This window comes from Microvirga sp. P5_D2 (assembly GCF_054049475.1).
In genome coordinates this window covers 1-15593 of record NZ_JBFUMH010000126.1, presented here as the reverse complement: position 1 = coordinate 15593, position 15593 = coordinate 1, and the positions used below count along the sequence as shown (strand labels likewise).

Here is a 15593-nt window from a genome sequence, read left to right as displayed (position 1 = left end):
CAAGATGGGACATCTACGGCTGAGAGGGCCGTGTGGTGCTCAGGATGAGTTCCTGCTGGCCGCAACCGCCCAGAACCTGAGAAAGCTCGCTAAGCTGGCTCTTCCGACAGGGCCTCAGGTGCCCCAAGCGGCCTGAGGGGAGCACAAGCACCCAACTCATCACAGCTCTGACCTCCGCAAGCAAACCCCGTCGCTACTCAGGCCGTTCGAGCGCCGACTTTTTCAACGCAATCGGCACGAGGCAGACGTTAGCCGAAATTCTGCGTTCGGGCAGAAAGCGGACCTTCATTCACGTCGGTGAAAGTCGCGCTTCGATCTGACGACAATTTTCAGTTCCGGCTGACTTGAAGAAAGGTGTTAGAATTCTCGGCATTGCGGCTGCGCCGAACTGTTTCGATGGAGCTGAGGCATGAGTGAACAGTGGCAATACCAGTTGCGGCTCTACCTGGCTGATGACCTTGCCAAGGCTGCACGGCGCGATGCAGGCGCCCCAGAACTCGGACCACTGCCTCAGATCCTGGAAAAGCACGACGCGACCATGAAATGCCAGCTCGACGCATTCTCGGACTATGTCGCCCAAGCTGAGGCGAATGGGGTTGAGGACTACCCACTTTATGAATGGACCAAGGCGACCATCGAGGATCCTATAAAGAGGACAAAGCATCTCAAGTCGTTCGCTCTCCGCATCAAAGGCCAAGAGGTGTATCCGGAGGAAGAAGCTGACGCCCTTGAGGCCGATTTACAGCCCTTGGTCGATGGCACACGGATCACACGTTTGTCCAGGCACGACACAAACCCTGCCAGTAATCCTCAGATGCCAGAGCACTTTCGCAAGCCTCAAGCGTAGCTGATCTCAGCCCAGTGGGCGTTCAGGTTGATCTGGGGTCATAGGGTTACCCAACGGGGTTAAGCCGAACAGTGTGGCTGACCTCGGCATTTACTTTATCGGCAGTTTGGCTGGGTCGGCCGGGTCTGCAGCGTAGACTGATCATGCGGCCCGGGTAAATTCCCGGATGATCCGTGACACGGTCAAAAGGCCAGCACGAGGTCGAAGGGGCAGTTCGAAGGGGCGGCAATGGCAATTCGGTTTCTCAGACACGTTGTTGGTGTCGGCCTTCTGGTCGCCGGGTTGCTTCTCGGTCCGGGGATCTCCGTCCAGGCGGCACCTCCTGGCATGCCGAACTATCCGTGGGATCTGCGCAAGAAGATGCCCGTTCACTACCAAGCATACCTGAAGATCCTGCCGGCCGGGTTGAAGCGCACGCCTTGGTTTGGCCGGTTTGATGGGACCGGCATGCCAGTTGAGCAGGTGGCGGTGGACAGCAAGGTGTACTTTACGGGTGCAATCTGCAAACCGCATGACTGCGCTGACAATTACCTCACCTTCCTGGTCGCGGCTGATGGATCACGTGCCGTAGCGATGGTCAAGGCGAGGGAGACAGGCGGCCAGATCGTGGAGCTCGGACATCCGGCACCGGCTGAGCGGCAGCTCATGGCGAAGGAGTTTCAGGATTAGACACTCGGCGAAGAACTGCTCATTGGACACGACGGCATACTAGGTCATACGGGAGTGTCACACGATCATAGGCTAACGCCAAGCCATGTCAGATCCCCAACACGATCATTCCAGCGACTTTCGGACCTCAGGTCCCGGTCAGCAATCCAGCAAGCCGGAGCAGCAGCGCCGGATCGTGCATGTGGATCTCGATGCCTTCTATGCATCCGTCGAGCAGCGGGACAACCCCGAGTTATGGGGCAAACCGGTCGCCGTCGGCGGTTCCCGTGAGCGGGGTGTCGTGGCGGCGGCCAGCTACGAGGCTCGGCGCTTCGGCGTGCACTCAGCCATGCCCTCGGTCACGGCCCGCCGGAAGTGCCCGGAGCTGATCTTCGTGAAACCGCGGTTTGACGTCTACCGCGAGGTCTCTCGCCAGATCCGGGAGATCTTTCACGAGTACACCCCACTGGTCGAGCCTCTGTCGCTGGACGAAGCCTATCTTGATGTGACCGAGAACCTGAAGGGCATCGCTTATGCCACCCAAGTGGCCCGGGAGATCAGAGCCAAGATCTGGGAGGAGACCCATCTGACAGCCTCGGCCGGGATCAGCTTCAACAAGTTCCTGGCTAAGATGGCGTCGGATCAGAATAAGCCGAACGGCCAGTTCGTGATTACGCCCGAGATAGGGCCTGCCTTTGTCGAGAGCCTGCCGGTCGGCAAGTTTCATGGCATCGGCCCGGCCACAGCGAGGAAGATGAATGAACTCGGCATCTCCACCGGCCTGGATCTGAAGGCTCGGTCGCTCGACTTCCTGCAGGAACGCTTCGGCAAGGCGGGCACCCATTACTACTGGATCGCCCGCGCCGTCGACCATCGCCCAGTCCAGCCGGATCGCACCCGCAAGTCGGTGGGTGCCGAGAACACCTTTGAAAAGGATCTGGAGAGCTTTGAGGAAATGAAGGCTGAGCTCCAGCCGATCATCGACAAGGTCTGGCGGCATTGCGAGCAGACCGGCGTGCGAGGCCGGACGGTGACCCTCAAGGTGAAGTTCTCCGATTTCCAGCAGATCACCCGCAGCCGTACGCTGCCCGGCTATGTTGAGAGCCGGGCAGGGCTCGAKCATGCCGGTGTCGACCTCCTTCGACAGCTGTTCCCTCTCGACAAAAGCGTCCGCCTCTTAGGCGTGTCCCTGTCGGCTCTGAACACCGATGAGGAGCCTGAAAGTCCGCAGCTATCCTTAAAGCTTTAAGGCGGTCTTGAGGAACTGCCTACTGGATGGGGTCGCATCCTGAGTCATGGCCCGCCAGTGTATTCTCCAAGCTAGACAAATCATCATGATGCATCAGCAAAACGCCATTTTTATTCGCAAGCTGGCGAGCCGACTTCGTGAATATTGAGTTGGTGACTACTACCGCGCAATCGGCATCTTGGAATCGAGCCGCGGCATAGGCCTCCTGCACGGCTTTGTTGCCCACGGATCCGCTGTAGAATTTACATTGGATTGCTATCCGGAGCCCACTCTTCTCGGCAATGAGATCCGCACCCTGATCTCCAGATCCTGGCGTCAATGCGACTGACCATTCAGCCTGCTCGAGGAGCCGCTTGCAATAGACCTCATACTCCCGCCCCGTAAGGGTGTGTTCCTCGTCATTGTGGCGCTGACTCAGTGGCTCGTACCGATCTATAATCCGGTTGATCCTCGTTCGAAGCCGCTGCAGATGGCGTTTAGGGTCCGCGGTCAAGAGATGATCAACCTTCTGCTTCTGAAACTCGGGAAGGAGCATCTTCTTGATAAAGAGGTTCAAATGCTTGTCCCAGGACTCCTCGTTGATGTGTCCATACTCGTCTGGCGCGAGCATATGCGCCCGCTTAGTCGCGAGAACTCGGATGTGCTTCGTAGCAACTCGATCGGCTAGATCCGCGATGACCAGGTAGGAGTGCAACTTGGTCAGGCGCAGGAAAACAAGGGCAAAAAGAGCCATCCACCCATAAGCCGGATGAAAATAGAAGCTTGTCCCGAGAACCAACAGCAGGCCGGCACTGATAAGTCTAAATTTCAAAAGATAGCGAAACATCCTTTTACGCGCGACTTTGCAGTCGTCCGTGCAATGAATTGACGAGTTCACTTAGCCACAAGTGGGTTACCACTGGCTTGATCCTAGGTGGTGAAGCAACTCACCCACATGAAAATTTCTTTCTCATCAACTTGGGATGCGATCTGCAGAGCGAACGGGATGGGATTGCCGGTAAAAACAGGCGCATTCATACTCTGCCTGCGTCTACAGTCCTAACCTTAGATTCCCACATTGTTCAGTAGCCGGCATTCTGGACGCAGTCACTGCACAAGGAAAACGGCTGCCATTCGCATTGCCAGTAATGACGCCCGATAGCACGGGGCTGATCTTGCGTAAGGTGCCATGTTCTGTCGGCAAATGGATGTTAACCACGCCCATTATCCTGATTGAGTATGAAGTCTATCACCTTCCCCCAGCGGATCGGACCGGGGCCCTTCGGACACGATCTCAAGCATATCGTCGGGCAGGGGACACTGCAGCTTGAGGGCCTCCTCGACCGGCGCGGTAAGCCACACCTCGTACTCCTCCGGCGTGGTCAGGATCACCGGCATGGCTTTCGGGTGGATCGGAGCCACAACGCCGTTCGGTTCCGTGGTCAGGAACGAGTAGAGCAGATGCTCGCCCTCGACGGGCTCGGCCTTCGTGCCGCGCACCCCTGTCCACGGCCGCCAGATGCCCGCGAAGGCAGCGAGTGGCCGGTCCTCAGAGAGAGCGAACCAGATCGGCGTCTTCCTCGGTTTGGTATCGGCGTACTCGGAGAACGAGGTCAGCGGCACCAGGCAGCGGTACTGCGGCTTAAGCCAAGCCCGCCAGAACGGCGATGAGACATTGCGGACGTTGGTGACCGGCTGCGTACCGACCTTGGGCGGGGGCGGGAAGCCCCAGCGCATGCGGGTCAGTTCACGCTCGCCCTCATGAAGTCGGACGACAGGAGCCATCTGGTCCGGGAAGATCGCGGGCAGGGGTGGCACATTGCCGGCGCTGTCGTGACTGACCTCGAAGGCTCGGCGCATGGCTTCCTGAGTGGTGTAGACGCTGTAGCGATTGCACACAGACGGGATCCTCCGGCGGGGCATAGCACTCTTATGCGGCGGCGCTGGTTCTCAAATCGTGACAAGGCTGGCATAGGCGGCGGATGACCGACAAGATGAGCAAGGCGATTTCCGAACCCGTGGCAGACGAGACCCAGCCGGACCTCGGCCTTCCGGCAGACCGCATGCCTGAGGCTGAAGTGGCCTTGCGGCTGGCCGAGTTCATCCTGTCGCTTCCCGGCTCGGGAGCAATGGCCAGCGTGGCGATCGATGGAGCTGGTATCAAAGTCGGTAATGCCGTCGTGTTCGACATCGGGCGCTTCATGACCGGCATGGGATGGGAGCAGGTCAAGGAGCCACAAGTCGGCCGGACCGCCTGGACCGGCGCTTACTGCCGCGGCGACAAGACGATCCGGGTGCACTCGCGACCGGGCGAGGGGGACGTCATCACCACGGTCGACGGACGTCGGATCATAGCGGAATGCCAGAAGGGCCCTCTCGTTCGCAGGGCTGGAACTCTGGAGGCCGCGCTCCTCACGACGGCGCTGGGGCAGGCGCTGCTGTTTGACGTCTCTGCCGAGGACATCGTGATCGCCGCTGTGCCGGATACGCCAATCTTCCACAGGCTCGTAGACACATGGCGGAAACGACCCCTCGTCCGGCGGGTCGGCATCAGACTTGCCCTAGTGGCCCGCGACGGCTCGGTCTCGGGATTGGATCTGCAATAGCTGCGTCGAAAGGCCAACCTACGACGTCAGAGCGTCACGCCGGCCTTTTCCATGTGTCGGAACATAGACGAGTCGCCGATGCCAGTCGCACCAGCTCGAGCCCTCCCGCGTAGGAGCTCCGCAGCAGACGGCGCGTCGAGGATCGTCGGAGACGATGTAGCGACACTGCCGCGTGCCGATGTTGAGCATTTTCGTATGTTGACGGGGGTTGGGCTCTTGCATGGCAGACACCTTTGGCATGATCCGCTGGATCAGCGGAAGTCGCGTGTTGCCACCCGAATGGCAGGTGCGTGCTCCCGCTCCGGCATCTCGGTAGGCCGGGGGTTGACGATCTCTTTCGCTCCCTCACGCAGGCGGTCGCGGGTGCCGATCTTCGCCTCGTCGCCGCGGCCGTGACGCATGCTGAAGGGGTCGTCACGATCGCCAACACTGCGGAGCAGGTCCGACAGGTCGATGAGGTGCTCGGCAATGAGATGGGTCACGCCGCCCTCACGCTGATAGCGTCCGCGGATCGCCATCATGCCCGATGAGAGGATCAGACGGCGCTGCTTCTCGAAGAGCGCCGGCCATACGATGATGTTGGCCACGTCGGTTTCGTCCTCGATCGTCATGAACATTACGCCTTTGGCGGAGCCCGGCTTCTGGCGCACGAGCACCAGGCCGGCGACCGTCACGCGCTGGCCGTCCCGGGCACGCCGCAGGTCGGCGCAGCTGCGCATCCGGCGCTCATGTAACTCGGCACGCAGGAAGGCGAGGGGATGCTGGCGCAGCGTCAATCCTTTCGAGCGGTAATCCTCGACAACCTCCCGCCCCTCTGTCATGGGCGTGAGCTCAACGCTTGGCTCATCCGCCTCCGAGCGAATGACATAGTCCCGTGCGTCCGCCGCGGGAAACAGCGGTAAGGGTTCGTCGGACAGGCCCTTGATGGTCCAAAGGGCATCGCGCCGGCTGACCCTGATCGACCTGAACGCGTCGGCGTCCGCCAGGCGCTCCAGAGCGGAGATGGGCATTCCAGCCCGCCGCCACAGATCCTCGATGGAGGCGAACGGACGATCAGCCCGGGCCAGCGGGATCATTGCCCCATCGGCGTTGGCGAGGCCTCGCACCAGACACAGCCCGAGGCGGACGGCAAAGCGGCGCGGATTGCGGGTCGGCTCCAGGGTGCAGTCCCAGCGGGAATGGTTGGTATCCACCGGCCGGATCTCCACGCCGTGGTTGCGTGCATCCCTGACCAGTTGCGCCGGGGCATAGAAGCCCATCGGCTGCGCGTTCAGGATGGCACAGCAGAACACGTCCGGGTGGTGGCACTTCATCCAGGACGAGGCATAAGCGATCTTGGCAAAGCTCGCCGCATGACTCTCGGGGAAACCATAGGAGCCGAAGCCTTCGAGCTGTCTGAAGGTACGCTCGGCAAAGGCCGCGTCATAGCCACGGGCGATCATGCCGCGAACGAGTTTGTCGCGGAACTTGGTCACGCCAGCCGTCAGCTTGAAGGTCGCCATGGCACGCCTGAGCTGGTCCGCCTCGGATGGGGTGAACCCCGCACATTCGATGGCCACCCGCATTGCCTGCTCCTGGAAGAGCGGCACGCCGAGCGTTTTCTCCAACACCCGCTTGAGCTCCGGCCGGGGATATTCCGGCTTCTCGTGACCCTCCCGGCGGCGGAGGTACGGATGCACCATGTCACCTTGAATTGGCCCCGGCCGCACGATCGCTACCTGGATCACGATGTCATAGAACTTGTCCGGCCTGATCCGCGGCAGCATCGCCATCTGGGCACGGCTTTCGATCTGGAATACCCCGACCGTGTCCGCTCTCTGAATCATTTGGTAGGTTGGGCGATCATTGAGCGGGATCGTCGCCAGATCACAATGCTCCCCCTTGTGATCTTTCAGGAGATCGAAGGCGCGGCGCATGCAGCCCAGCATGCCGAGTCCTAGCACATCGACCTTCATGAACTTGAGGATGTCGATGTCATTCTTGTCCCACTCGATCACCTGACGGTTCTCCATCGCCGCCGGCTCGATGGRCACGAGGTCGTCGAGACGATCTTGGGTGAGCACGAACCCGCCCGGATGCTGCGAGAGGTGACGCGGTGCCCCGATCAGCTCGGATGCCAGTTCCAGCGTCATCCGCAGGCGTGAATCGTTGAGATTGAGGTTGAGCTCCTTGGCTTCCTTGTCGGATACACTGTCGTTGCCCCAGCCCCACACAAGTCCGGACAGGCCTGCGGTCACATCCTCAGGCAACCCCATCACCTTGCCGACTTCGCGAACCGCGCCACGAGCACGATAGGTGATCACGACCGCGGTCAAGGCCGATCGGTGCCGACCATAGGTGCCATAAATCCACTGGATCACCTCCTCACGCCGCTCGTGCTCGAAGTCAACATCAATGTCGGGCGGCTCGCGGCGCTCCTGAGAGACGAAGCGTTCGAACAGGAGATCGTGCTCGACCRGATTGATCGAGGTGATGCCGAGCACAAAGCAGACGGCGGAGTTCGCTGCCGAGCCCCGGCCCTGGCACAGGATGCTCCGGCTCCTGGCAAACTGAACGATCGCATTGACGGTCAGGAAGTAGGGCGCGTAGCCCAACTCCTCGATCAGGTGAAGTTCATGCCGGATGGTTCCGGCCACCACATCGGGAATGCCATCAGGATAGCGGCGGTTCGCCCCTTCCCACGTCAGCCGCTCCAGTTTTTCCTGGGCTGTCTCGTCCGGCCCAGTTTCGCTTGGGTATTGGTAGCGCAACTCGTCCAGAGAGAAGGTGCATCGGTCCAGGATTTCTTGAACCCGTCCAAAGGCCGCCGGATGCCTCTCAAAGAGACGCTGCATCTCAGCCGGGTCTTTCAGATGGCGATCGGAGTTTCGCTCGAGGCGATAGCCGACTGCGTCGATGGTGCAGCCCTCGCGGATACAGGTCACGACATCCTGCAGGCGGCGCCGGTCGGAATGATGGTAGAGAATGTCGCCGACAGCGACAGTCGGAACACCAGCCGCCTTCGCGGCTTCCTCGACGTAATGGAGCCGGAGATGCTCGTTGGGACCAAACCGGCGGATCAGAGCCATATAGGCCCGATTGCCGAACAGCGACTTCAGGCGCGATAGGTTAGCATTGAGGCTTTCATCTAACTCGTCGCCGAGGAGAATGGCGAGCAGGCCCTCGTTCCACCCGGCGACATCATCCCAGTTAAGAAAGCACTTTCCTTTCCCGCCGCGGCTTTTTCCAATGCTGAGCAGACGGCAAAGGCGGGAATAGGCCTGGCGATCGGTCGGGTAGACGAGCAGCGACGTGCCGTCGGTCAGATCGAGCCGGCAGCCGACCACGAGGCGTACGCCGGTTTCGCGAGAGGCCTCATAGGCCCGGACAACCCCTGCCAAGGAATTCCTGTCGGTGATCCCCAAAGCCGAAATGCCAAGCACCTTTGCCTGCTCGAACAGTTCGGCAGGGCTGGAGGCTCCCCGCAGAAACGAGAAATGGGTTGTGACCTGAAGGTCGGCATACCGGGTCATGCGAAGAACCCATGCATCCACCAGCGGCCGCCCTCGGTCATCGGTGCGTCCCGGAAAATCCAGAAACGCGCGCCCTTGTCGGTCTCAAGCCGGTAATAGTCGCGGATCATCTTATGTTGGCTGCCGAGCCACCATTCGGATGTGATCCGCTCGGGCCCGTCGGCTTTGAGTACCTTGTGCCGAACCCGGCGCCAGATGAAGAACGCCGGCGGATGGTCCGGGAGCAGCGCGGTTGAAATGATTGGCTCCGGCGGATCGAGAAGACGTGTCGGACGCGGCAGCGTCTCCGGCCAGGCAGAGCCGGACGGGGGCGCAAGAGCCGGAATCTTTGTCGTCATGCGCTCCGGGACACGAGACTCGATAGGGGTCAGGCGGTAGACGCGATCCGCGCCGACGCGAGTGGTGATCCGGTCGACGAGGTGGCTCAAATCAACAGCTTCGTCCTCGTTCTCGATGCCGCGGGCGACCGTCTGCTGCTCGATCAAAGGCTCGGTGCGATGAGCGATCAGGACAACTTCCTCAAACCCAAAGCCCGGATCGATCGTCTCGAGTCTCTCATCGAACAGCCTTGCCAGATGAAGGTGGTCGCGTGTTGCTTTGGCGGTTCCGACACGCAGGGAAGCACCTCTCTGATCGATACGGCGGACGATCAGATCCAGCCGGCGAACCCCCTCGCCACGTCGGACGAGCTCGCGACACAACTCCTCTGATAACTGCCGCACCACGCTCTTCAGGTCCTCCGGTCGTCCGATCGGATCCGCAAAGGCGCAAGTCGCGATGGCGGTCTCTTCAGGGATGAGTGGGTTGATCGGCTCGAAGGCATGCCCCATGGCCTGATCGAGGCGCATGGCGGTCTCCCGGCCAAACCGGCGTACCATGGGGGCTCGGGGCATGGCAGCGAGCTGCCCAACCCGTTCGATCCCAAGGCGATGCATGACTCTGACGGTTTCGTGCGAAAGGCGGAGTGCCTGGACGGGCAGGGGCGAGACGGCATCCACCGTTCGGCCAGGCGGGATAATCGCGTCCTTGCCGTAACGAGCGATGCCCCAGGCTGCAGCAGGAACATCGGCAATGGCGGCTCTGGCGTTAATGCCGTTGCTTTGGGCGCGGTCAAGCAGCTTCTTGAGCAGAGCCTCCTCGCCCCCGAAGAGGTGCTCGACACCGGCGATGTCAATCCAGATCCCGTCTGGCGGATCGGGGGCGACAACCGGGGAGAAGCGGATCAGCCATTTAGCAAATTCCCGCAGCGACCTCTCATCGCCAACGGAATCGGCCTCCATGACATGAAGATCCGGGATCACAGCCTGGGCCTGGGCAACAGCTATGCCGGTGATCAACCCAAGCTTTTGAGCGGTCAGGCAGGTTGATGCCACAATCCGACGGGACCCGGCCGTGCTCACCGTGACGAGCGGCTTATCGCACGGCGGAGCCCCGAACCTGCGCCGGATCCGGTCGGTCGGCCAAGTCGGAAGGTAAAGCGAGACGACCCTTCGCATCGCAAGCCTCCAGGATCCAGGTACGGGGTTCAGCGCCACGGCAGCGCACGAGGTCGACCTGCCAACGGGCCCGGCCGAGACCAGGAGCAGGCAGGACTTCGGAGATGACAGGGGCAATGCGCCAGCGGGTCGAGGCGGCGGTCGGGACCTGCGTCAGGTCCTTCTCGGCGACGGTCCACCAGCGCCGGAGCAGGAGGGCGGTGACGCCTGATGCTTCCGCCGCCAGCTGCAGCCGACGTGAGGCGGTGAGGCCGAGCCGCGTGACCTCGCCAACAACAGCCCCGAGGGCCTTCTCGTGCAAACCTTCTTCGACGAGGGGCAGGACATCACGGTCATGGGAGGTCTCGACATAGATGACGCGATCCGGATGCAAACCCGCGTGCAGGAGACCGGGTGCAAAGAGATCGCGCCGGGTCAGGCACCAGAGCACTGGTCCCTTGAGCCGGGCCGCGATGCCGGCGGTGAACAGGGTGGCGGCGCCGGCAAACTCGGAGGCTGGCCCCGCCTCGATGATCTCGTGCAGGGTGCCTTGGGCCAGGCCATGGCCGGGCAGGTGTTCGTCGACGGACGGCACACCGAAGGGCAGGGGCTTGCGGGTTCGCGATCCGCGCTCCAAGCGTGCGATCTGCCGCCGTAACTCCGCAATGGCCTCCTGAGGCTTGGAATGCATTGGTCCTGCTCATGCGAGCACGGCAGCGAGAACCGAGCGACGGAACTGACAAACGAATAGACTGAGATGCACCGTCATGCTCTGGCTCACTGCGACAAAATGGAACATAACATGAACATACTCCCATGGATTGAGTCAACGTGAGAGGCCGCCCCAAGGGCTGTGGATAACGGGGAGGAACTGTGACGCGGCCACTCAATGCGGTGAGAGTCCGGCACCGCGACCGGCCAGGAGCCTGCCATAGCGCCAGTGACAGCTATCCGCTTTCGCCTGTTTCATCTAACCGAGTGTCGATAGATGGATCCCGAGCAGACGCACACTCTCCAATACAGGCAGCGCTATCGTCTATGACCTCCGCTAACGTCGTCGCAGCCTTAAACGGCTATGGAGGATTCCACCTCGGTTATCGCCACATGCCCCGCATCTTTGCGCCGACATCAACGCGAATGCCTTTTGCCGCAGCAGGTGACGTTGCCGGGTCCGACACAGCCACGGGCCATGACACCCGTTCGAACAGCTTCAGGAGACTACTCGGGATAAAGCGGGTGCGGGCAGCGTAAACATGACGATCGCCCGTGGCGGATTGTTGATGGGTGAAGAACCGCTGCGGCACGATGAGATGTAGGTGGTCCTTGGCCCGGGTCATGGCCACGTACAGCAGCCGCCGCTCCTCCTCGATCTCCGCCGTGGTGCCGGTGCCGAGATCCGACGGGATGCAGCCATCGACCACGTTCAGCACGAACACCGACTTCCACTCCTGCCCCTTGGCGGAATGGATCGTCGACAGGATCAGATAGTCCTCATCGCGCAGAGGCACGCCGGCCTGATCGCTCGTGGCGTCCGGCGGATCAAGCGTCAGCTCGGTCAGGAAGCGCTCGCGGGAGGGATAGCCCGCCGCGATCTGCTCCAACTGGATGAGGTCGGCTTTGCGGGTCGCGGCATCCTCGTGCATACGCTCGAGGTAGGGCTCATACCAAGTGCGCGCCTGCTCGAGCTCCGCCGGCCATCCTGACGTGCCGGCGCGAAGCTGCTTGATCGCGTCGACAAAAGAGTGCCAGTCATCTCCCGCCCGGGGTGGAGCAGGGGCTTCCAGCAGGGCTTCGATCGGATCGGCAGCATCATGCATGCGATCGAGCACCCGCTGGGCCGAGGTCGGGCCGACGCCGGGCAGAAGCTGCATCAGCCGGAAGCCGGCGACCCGATCGCGCGGGTTCTGAACAAACCGGAGCATCGCGAGCAAGTCCTTGACGTGAGCGGCATCGAGGAACTTGAGGCCGCCGAACTTAAYGAAGGGAACGTTGCGGCGAGTCAACTCCACCTCCAGCGGCCCGCTGTGATGCGAAGTCCGAAACAGCACCGCCTGCTGCTTGAAGCTCATCCCGGTCTCGCGGTTCGCCAGTACCTGCTCGACCACGTAACGGGCTTGATCGGCCTCGTCGCGTACGGCCACCAGTTGCGGCCGCTCGACGGACGTTCGGTCAGTCCAGAGATTCTTGGTGAAGCGCTCGGAGGCCAGCTCGATTACCGCATTGGCTGCCGCGAGAATCTGCTGGGATGAGCGGTAGTTGCGGTCGAGGGTGACGATCTCGGCGGGCGGGCTGAACTGCGCCGGAAAATCCAGGATGTTGCGCACGGTTGCCGCGCGGAAGGAATAGATCGACTGGGCATCGTCCCCAACCACCGTGAGGCCCTGCCCCCCCGGCTTGAGGGCCAGCAGGATCGAGGATTGGAGCCGGTTGGTGTCCTGGTATTCATCGATGAGCACATGGTCGAAACGCCCACCAAGCTCGGCGGCGATCGAGGGCTCGGCCACCATCTGGGCCCAATAGAGCAGGAGGTCGTCGTAATCCAACACGTTCTGGCGCTGTTTGGCCTCGACATAGGCGGCGAACAACTGGCGCAACTCGGCGGCCCAGCCGGCGCACCATGGGTACGAAGTGCGTAGCACCTCCTCAAGGGCTGTCTCGGCATTCACGCAGCGGGAATAGATCGCCAGACAGGTTGCCTTTGCTGGAAAGCGGCTCTGGGTGGTGGAGAGCCCGAGTTCGTGCCGGACGAGGTTCATCAGGTCGGCCGAGTCCTCGCGGTCATGGATCGAGAAGGAGGGGTCGAGACCGATCTCGGGCGCGTAGTCGCGCAGGAGCCTAGCGCCGACGCCGTGGAATGTGCCGGCCCAGGTGAGGGCGTCGGTCATCACGCCTGCGTTCTGGCCCAGAACTTGGCCCGCGATCCGCTCGACCCGGCGCGCCATCTCGGCCGCGGCTCGCCGCGAGAAGGTTAGCAGGAGGATGCGGCGCGGATCGGCTCCATTGACGATCAGATGGGCCACGCGATGGGCCAGGGTATTAGTCTTGCCTGATCCCGCCCCTGCAATGACCAACAGCGGCGCAGCCGAATGTGAGCCATCGGCTAGGACGCCATGCTCCACCGCCTGACGCTGCCGCGGGTTGAGTTGGTCCAGATAAGAGGCGTTCAGGGGCACGTTCGAATCATTCCGGTTGGGCCCACTATAGATCCTGTTTCCCGTTTTGTTCGCAATGGCTCAGCTTGCCTCCTCCCCGAAAAGGCGCGACAACATGTTCGCTCTTTGTTCTTTATTCCGCCACAAAAATCCTTAAGGTCCGGCTCTTCTGTTAAGCACTGGATTCGGGATGAGCACGGATAAGACAAAAGCGATCGAGACTGCCGTCAGTCAGATTGAACGGGCCTTTGGCAAAGGCGCCATCATGCGCCTCGGTGGCGATCAGGTTGTCGAAGTGGAGACGGTTTCCACCGGGTCACTCGGGCTCGACATCGCGCTCGGCGTCGGCGGGTTGCCCCGCGGCCGGATCATCGAGGTCTATGGACCGGAGTCGTCGGGCAAGACGACGCTCGCACTCCAGACCATCGCCGAGGCTCAGAAGAAGGGCGGCGTCTGCGGCTTCATTGATGCCGAGCACGCCTTGGATCCCGTCTACGCTCGCAAGCTCGGCGTGAACCTGGACAATCTTCTCGTCTCCCAGCCTGACAATGGCGAGCAGGCGCTTGAGATTGCCGATACGCTCGTGCGCTCAAGCTCCGTGGATATTCTCGTCATCGACTCGGTGGCGGCCCTGACCCCGAAAGCCGAGATCGAGGGCGAGATGGGCGAGAGCCGTCCTGGGTTGCAAGCCCGCCTGATGAGCCAGGCCCTGCGCAAGCTTACCGGTTCGATCAGCCGCACCAAGACGATGGTGATCTTCATCAACCAGATCCGCATGAAGATCGGCGTCATGTACGGCTCGCCTGAGACCACGACGGGTGGCAACGCGCTCAAGTTCTACGCCTCTGTGCGTCTCGACATCCGTCGCACTTCGACCCTGAAGGACCGCGATGAGCCGATCGGCAACCAGGTGCGCGTGAAGGTCGTCAAGAACAAGGTTGCTCCGCCCTTCAAGCAGGTCGAGTTTGACATCATGTTTGGCGAGGGCATCTCAAAGATGGGTGAGCTGATCGATCTCGGGGTGAAGGCGCACGTGGTCGAAAAGTCCGGCGCCTGGTTCTCCTATGACAGCCAGCGCCTCGGCCAGGGCCGAGAGAACGCCAAGACGTTCCTGAAGGACAATCCGGAAGTCGCGGCCGAGATCGAAGGCAAGATCCGCCAGAATGCCGGTCTCCTGATTGCGGAGCTACAGGGCAACGATGATGTGAGCGCATCGGAAGACGCAGCCTAAGACCTTCCCAGGCGGCGAGCACCAGGCGCTCCTGTTGACAGGCATCTCCTCGCTGCTTGGGTGTTAAAAGGCCGCCGATCTGTCAGCGGCCTTTCTGACCCTGGAAGGATAGAGCATGAGGCTCCGCCTGCCGTTGCGAGGCAGGAGTGCCGATGCCTGCTAGCGGTTTAGACGATGCTTTCGCTGACATCGCCGCATTTCTGCCCCCATCGCGGCTAAACAGGCCTCTCCAAGCTAAACAATAACGAAGGGGTAACCATGATCACTCAGTCCATGGACATCACCAATCCGGAGACGTTTCTGGAATATGAGGGGGTCACGATCTATCGCATGTACCAGTTCGACGATCCGGCCAGCTATCCGCCCTCGTCCCACATCTTCACAACCTCTCCAGATGGGACCTACGCTTCCGACCCCTTCCGCTTCGACATTCGTACTCTGACTGTCCCGGCCGTATCGGCTTACGAGGACAGCGTGCGTGTTGGAGACGAAAGTGCCGTTGCGGCCGTGCTGGAGCAGGCCATCGATCGCGGTATGCTCGCGACGCCAGATGCCAGCTCTGGGTCTCGACCAGTCCAGGTCCATCAGCAAGCGTGGTGAGGGCTCTCTCGCCTGCCTCTCCTCAAGAGTGAGAGGCAGGTGCCCTTATACCCATCCAGAGAATTGCTGACTCGCATTTGCGATGACGAGCGTGGGGTGATTCACTGATCACCGGGGACGCTGTTGATGGAGGTCAGCATGGCCGGGCTCCCGATCCGTCAGGACGACTCGCCATCAGATCTGCGCTCGCGAGCCGCTCGCGAGAAGGATTGTCGGGCCGCCCTGCGGCTCCTGGCGATCGCCAACGCCCTGGACGGCATGACCCGGGCCGAGGCTGCCCGGCTGGTCGGCATT

Annotated in this window: 13 protein-coding genes; 6 read left to right on the top strand and 7 right to left on the bottom strand. The window is 61.5% G+C overall.

All coding sequences use genetic code 11. From position 1 onward, the window contains the following. The first annotated feature begins 409 nt into the window (after positions 1–409). The 3 genes from ACXJKO_RS23230 to dinB all read left to right on the top strand — a co-directional run bounded on the left by ACXJKO_RS23230 (position 410) and on the right by dinB (position 2744). Positions 410–847, top strand: a complete 438-nt coding sequence (locus ACXJKO_RS23230; RefSeq protein ID WP_457093443.1) for a hypothetical protein — start codon at positions 410–412, stop codon at positions 845–847. A 228-nt stretch (positions 848–1075) separates the two neighbouring features. Next, a complete protein-coding gene (locus tag ACXJKO_RS23225) occupies positions 1076–1516 on the top strand; it encodes an Ivy family c-type lysozyme inhibitor (protein ID WP_457093442.1) in 441 nt (146 codons plus the stop codon). An 85-nt stretch (positions 1517–1601) separates the two neighbouring features. Continuing rightward, a complete protein-coding gene (gene dinB / locus ACXJKO_RS23220) occupies positions 1602–2744 on the top strand; it encodes a DNA polymerase IV (protein ID WP_457093441.1) in 1143 nt (380 codons plus the stop codon). Between the two features lie 19 nt (positions 2745–2763). On the opposite strand, the gene ACXJKO_RS23215 is transcribed toward dinB, so the two are convergent. Together ACXJKO_RS23215 and ACXJKO_RS23210 are read right to left on the bottom strand one after the other, a co-directional pair. After that, positions 2764–3570, bottom strand: a complete 807-nt coding sequence (locus tag ACXJKO_RS23215) for a restriction endonuclease (protein ID WP_457093440.1) — start codon at positions 3568–3570, stop codon at positions 2764–2766. Positions 3571–3947: 377 nt separating this feature from the next. Beyond that, the gene (locus ACXJKO_RS23210; RefSeq protein WP_457093439.1) at positions 3948–4622 is read right to left on the bottom strand and encodes an SOS response-associated peptidase; all 675 of its coding nucleotides are present in this window, start codon (positions 4620–4622) and stop codon (positions 3948–3950) included. 95 nt (positions 4623–4717) lie between these two features. On the opposite strand from ACXJKO_RS23210, the gene ACXJKO_RS23205 reads away from it, so the two are divergent. Next, positions 4718–5329, top strand: coding sequence for a hypothetical protein (locus ACXJKO_RS23205; protein WP_457093438.1), 612 nt, complete (start codon positions 4718–4720; stop codon positions 5327–5329). An 18-nt stretch (positions 5330–5347) separates the two neighbouring features. Here the strand turns inward: ACXJKO_RS23205 and ACXJKO_RS23200 are convergent, their stop codons facing one another. The 5 genes from ACXJKO_RS23200 to ACXJKO_RS23180 form a co-directional block, all read right to left on the bottom strand. Further along, the gene (locus ACXJKO_RS23200; RefSeq protein WP_457093437.1) at positions 5348–5569 is read right to left on the bottom strand and encodes a GcrA family cell cycle regulator; all 222 of its coding nucleotides are present in this window, start codon (positions 5567–5569) and stop codon (positions 5348–5350) included. 11 nt (positions 5570–5580) lie between these two features. Further along, complete coding sequence (locus ACXJKO_RS23195; RefSeq protein ID WP_457093436.1) at positions 5581–8841, bottom strand: error-prone DNA polymerase; 3261 nt, start codon at positions 8839–8841, stop codon at positions 5581–5583. Then, entirely contained in the window at positions 8838–10337 is a 1500-nt protein-coding gene (locus ACXJKO_RS23190; protein ID WP_457093435.1) for a Y-family DNA polymerase, read from the bottom strand. The genes ACXJKO_RS23195 and ACXJKO_RS23190 overlap by 4 nt, the downstream gene beginning before the upstream one ends. Then, on the bottom strand, positions 10255–11007 hold the full coding sequence (locus tag ACXJKO_RS23185) for an ImuA family protein (protein ID WP_457093434.1): 753 nt from the start codon (positions 11005–11007) through the stop codon (positions 10255–10257). The genes ACXJKO_RS23190 and ACXJKO_RS23185 overlap by 83 nt, the downstream gene beginning before the upstream one ends. A gap of 403 nt (positions 11008–11410) precedes the next feature. After that, positions 11411–13483, bottom strand: coding sequence for an ATP-dependent helicase (locus ACXJKO_RS23180; protein ID WP_457093444.1), 2073 nt, complete (start codon positions 13481–13483; stop codon positions 11411–11413). Positions 13484–13658: 175 nt separating this feature from the next. Between ACXJKO_RS23180 and recA the strand changes: the two genes are divergently transcribed. Both recA and ACXJKO_RS23170 read left to right on the top strand, forming a co-directional pair. Beyond that, entirely contained in the window at positions 13659–14699 is a 1041-nt protein-coding gene (recA, locus tag ACXJKO_RS23175; protein ID WP_457093433.1) for a recombinase RecA, read from the top strand. A 258-nt stretch (positions 14700–14957) separates the two neighbouring features. Beyond that, positions 14958–15299 (top strand): hypothetical protein, encoded by a 342-nt coding sequence (locus ACXJKO_RS23170; RefSeq protein WP_457093432.1) that lies wholly within the window; start codon positions 14958–14960, stop codon positions 15297–15299. Positions 15300–15593 lie beyond the last annotated feature (294 nt).

Coding starts and splice junctions, on each gene's coding strand:
- ACXJKO_RS23230 (WP_457093443.1), top strand. CDS start 410: ATGAGTGAACAGTGGCAATACCAGTTGCGGCTCTACCTGGCTGATGAC.
- ACXJKO_RS23225 (WP_457093442.1), top strand. CDS start 1,076: ATGGCAATTCGGTTTCTCAGACACGTTGTTGGTGTCGGCCTTCTGGTC.
- ACXJKO_RS23215 (WP_457093440.1), bottom strand. CDS start 3,570: ATGTTTCGCTATCTTTTGAAATTTAGACTTATCAGTGCCGGCCTGCTG.
- ACXJKO_RS23205 (WP_457093438.1), top strand. CDS start 4,718: ATGAGCAAGGCGATTTCCGAACCCGTGGCAGACGAGACCCAGCCGGAC.
- ACXJKO_RS23200 (WP_457093437.1), bottom strand. CDS start 5,569: ATGCCAAAGGTGTCTGCCATGCAAGAGCCCAACCCCCGTCAACATACG.
- ACXJKO_RS23190 (WP_457093435.1), bottom strand. CDS start 10,337: ATGCGAAGGGTCGTCTCGCTTTACCTTCCGACTTGGCCGACCGACCGG.
- ACXJKO_RS23185 (WP_457093434.1), bottom strand. CDS start 11,007: ATGCATTCCAAGCCTCAGGAGGCCATTGCGGAGTTACGGCGGCAGATC.
- recA (WP_457093433.1), top strand. CDS start 13,659: ATGAGCACGGATAAGACAAAAGCGATCGAGACTGCCGTCAGTCAGATT.
- ACXJKO_RS23170 (WP_457093432.1), top strand. CDS start 14,958: ATGATCACTCAGTCCATGGACATCACCAATCCGGAGACGTTTCTGGAA.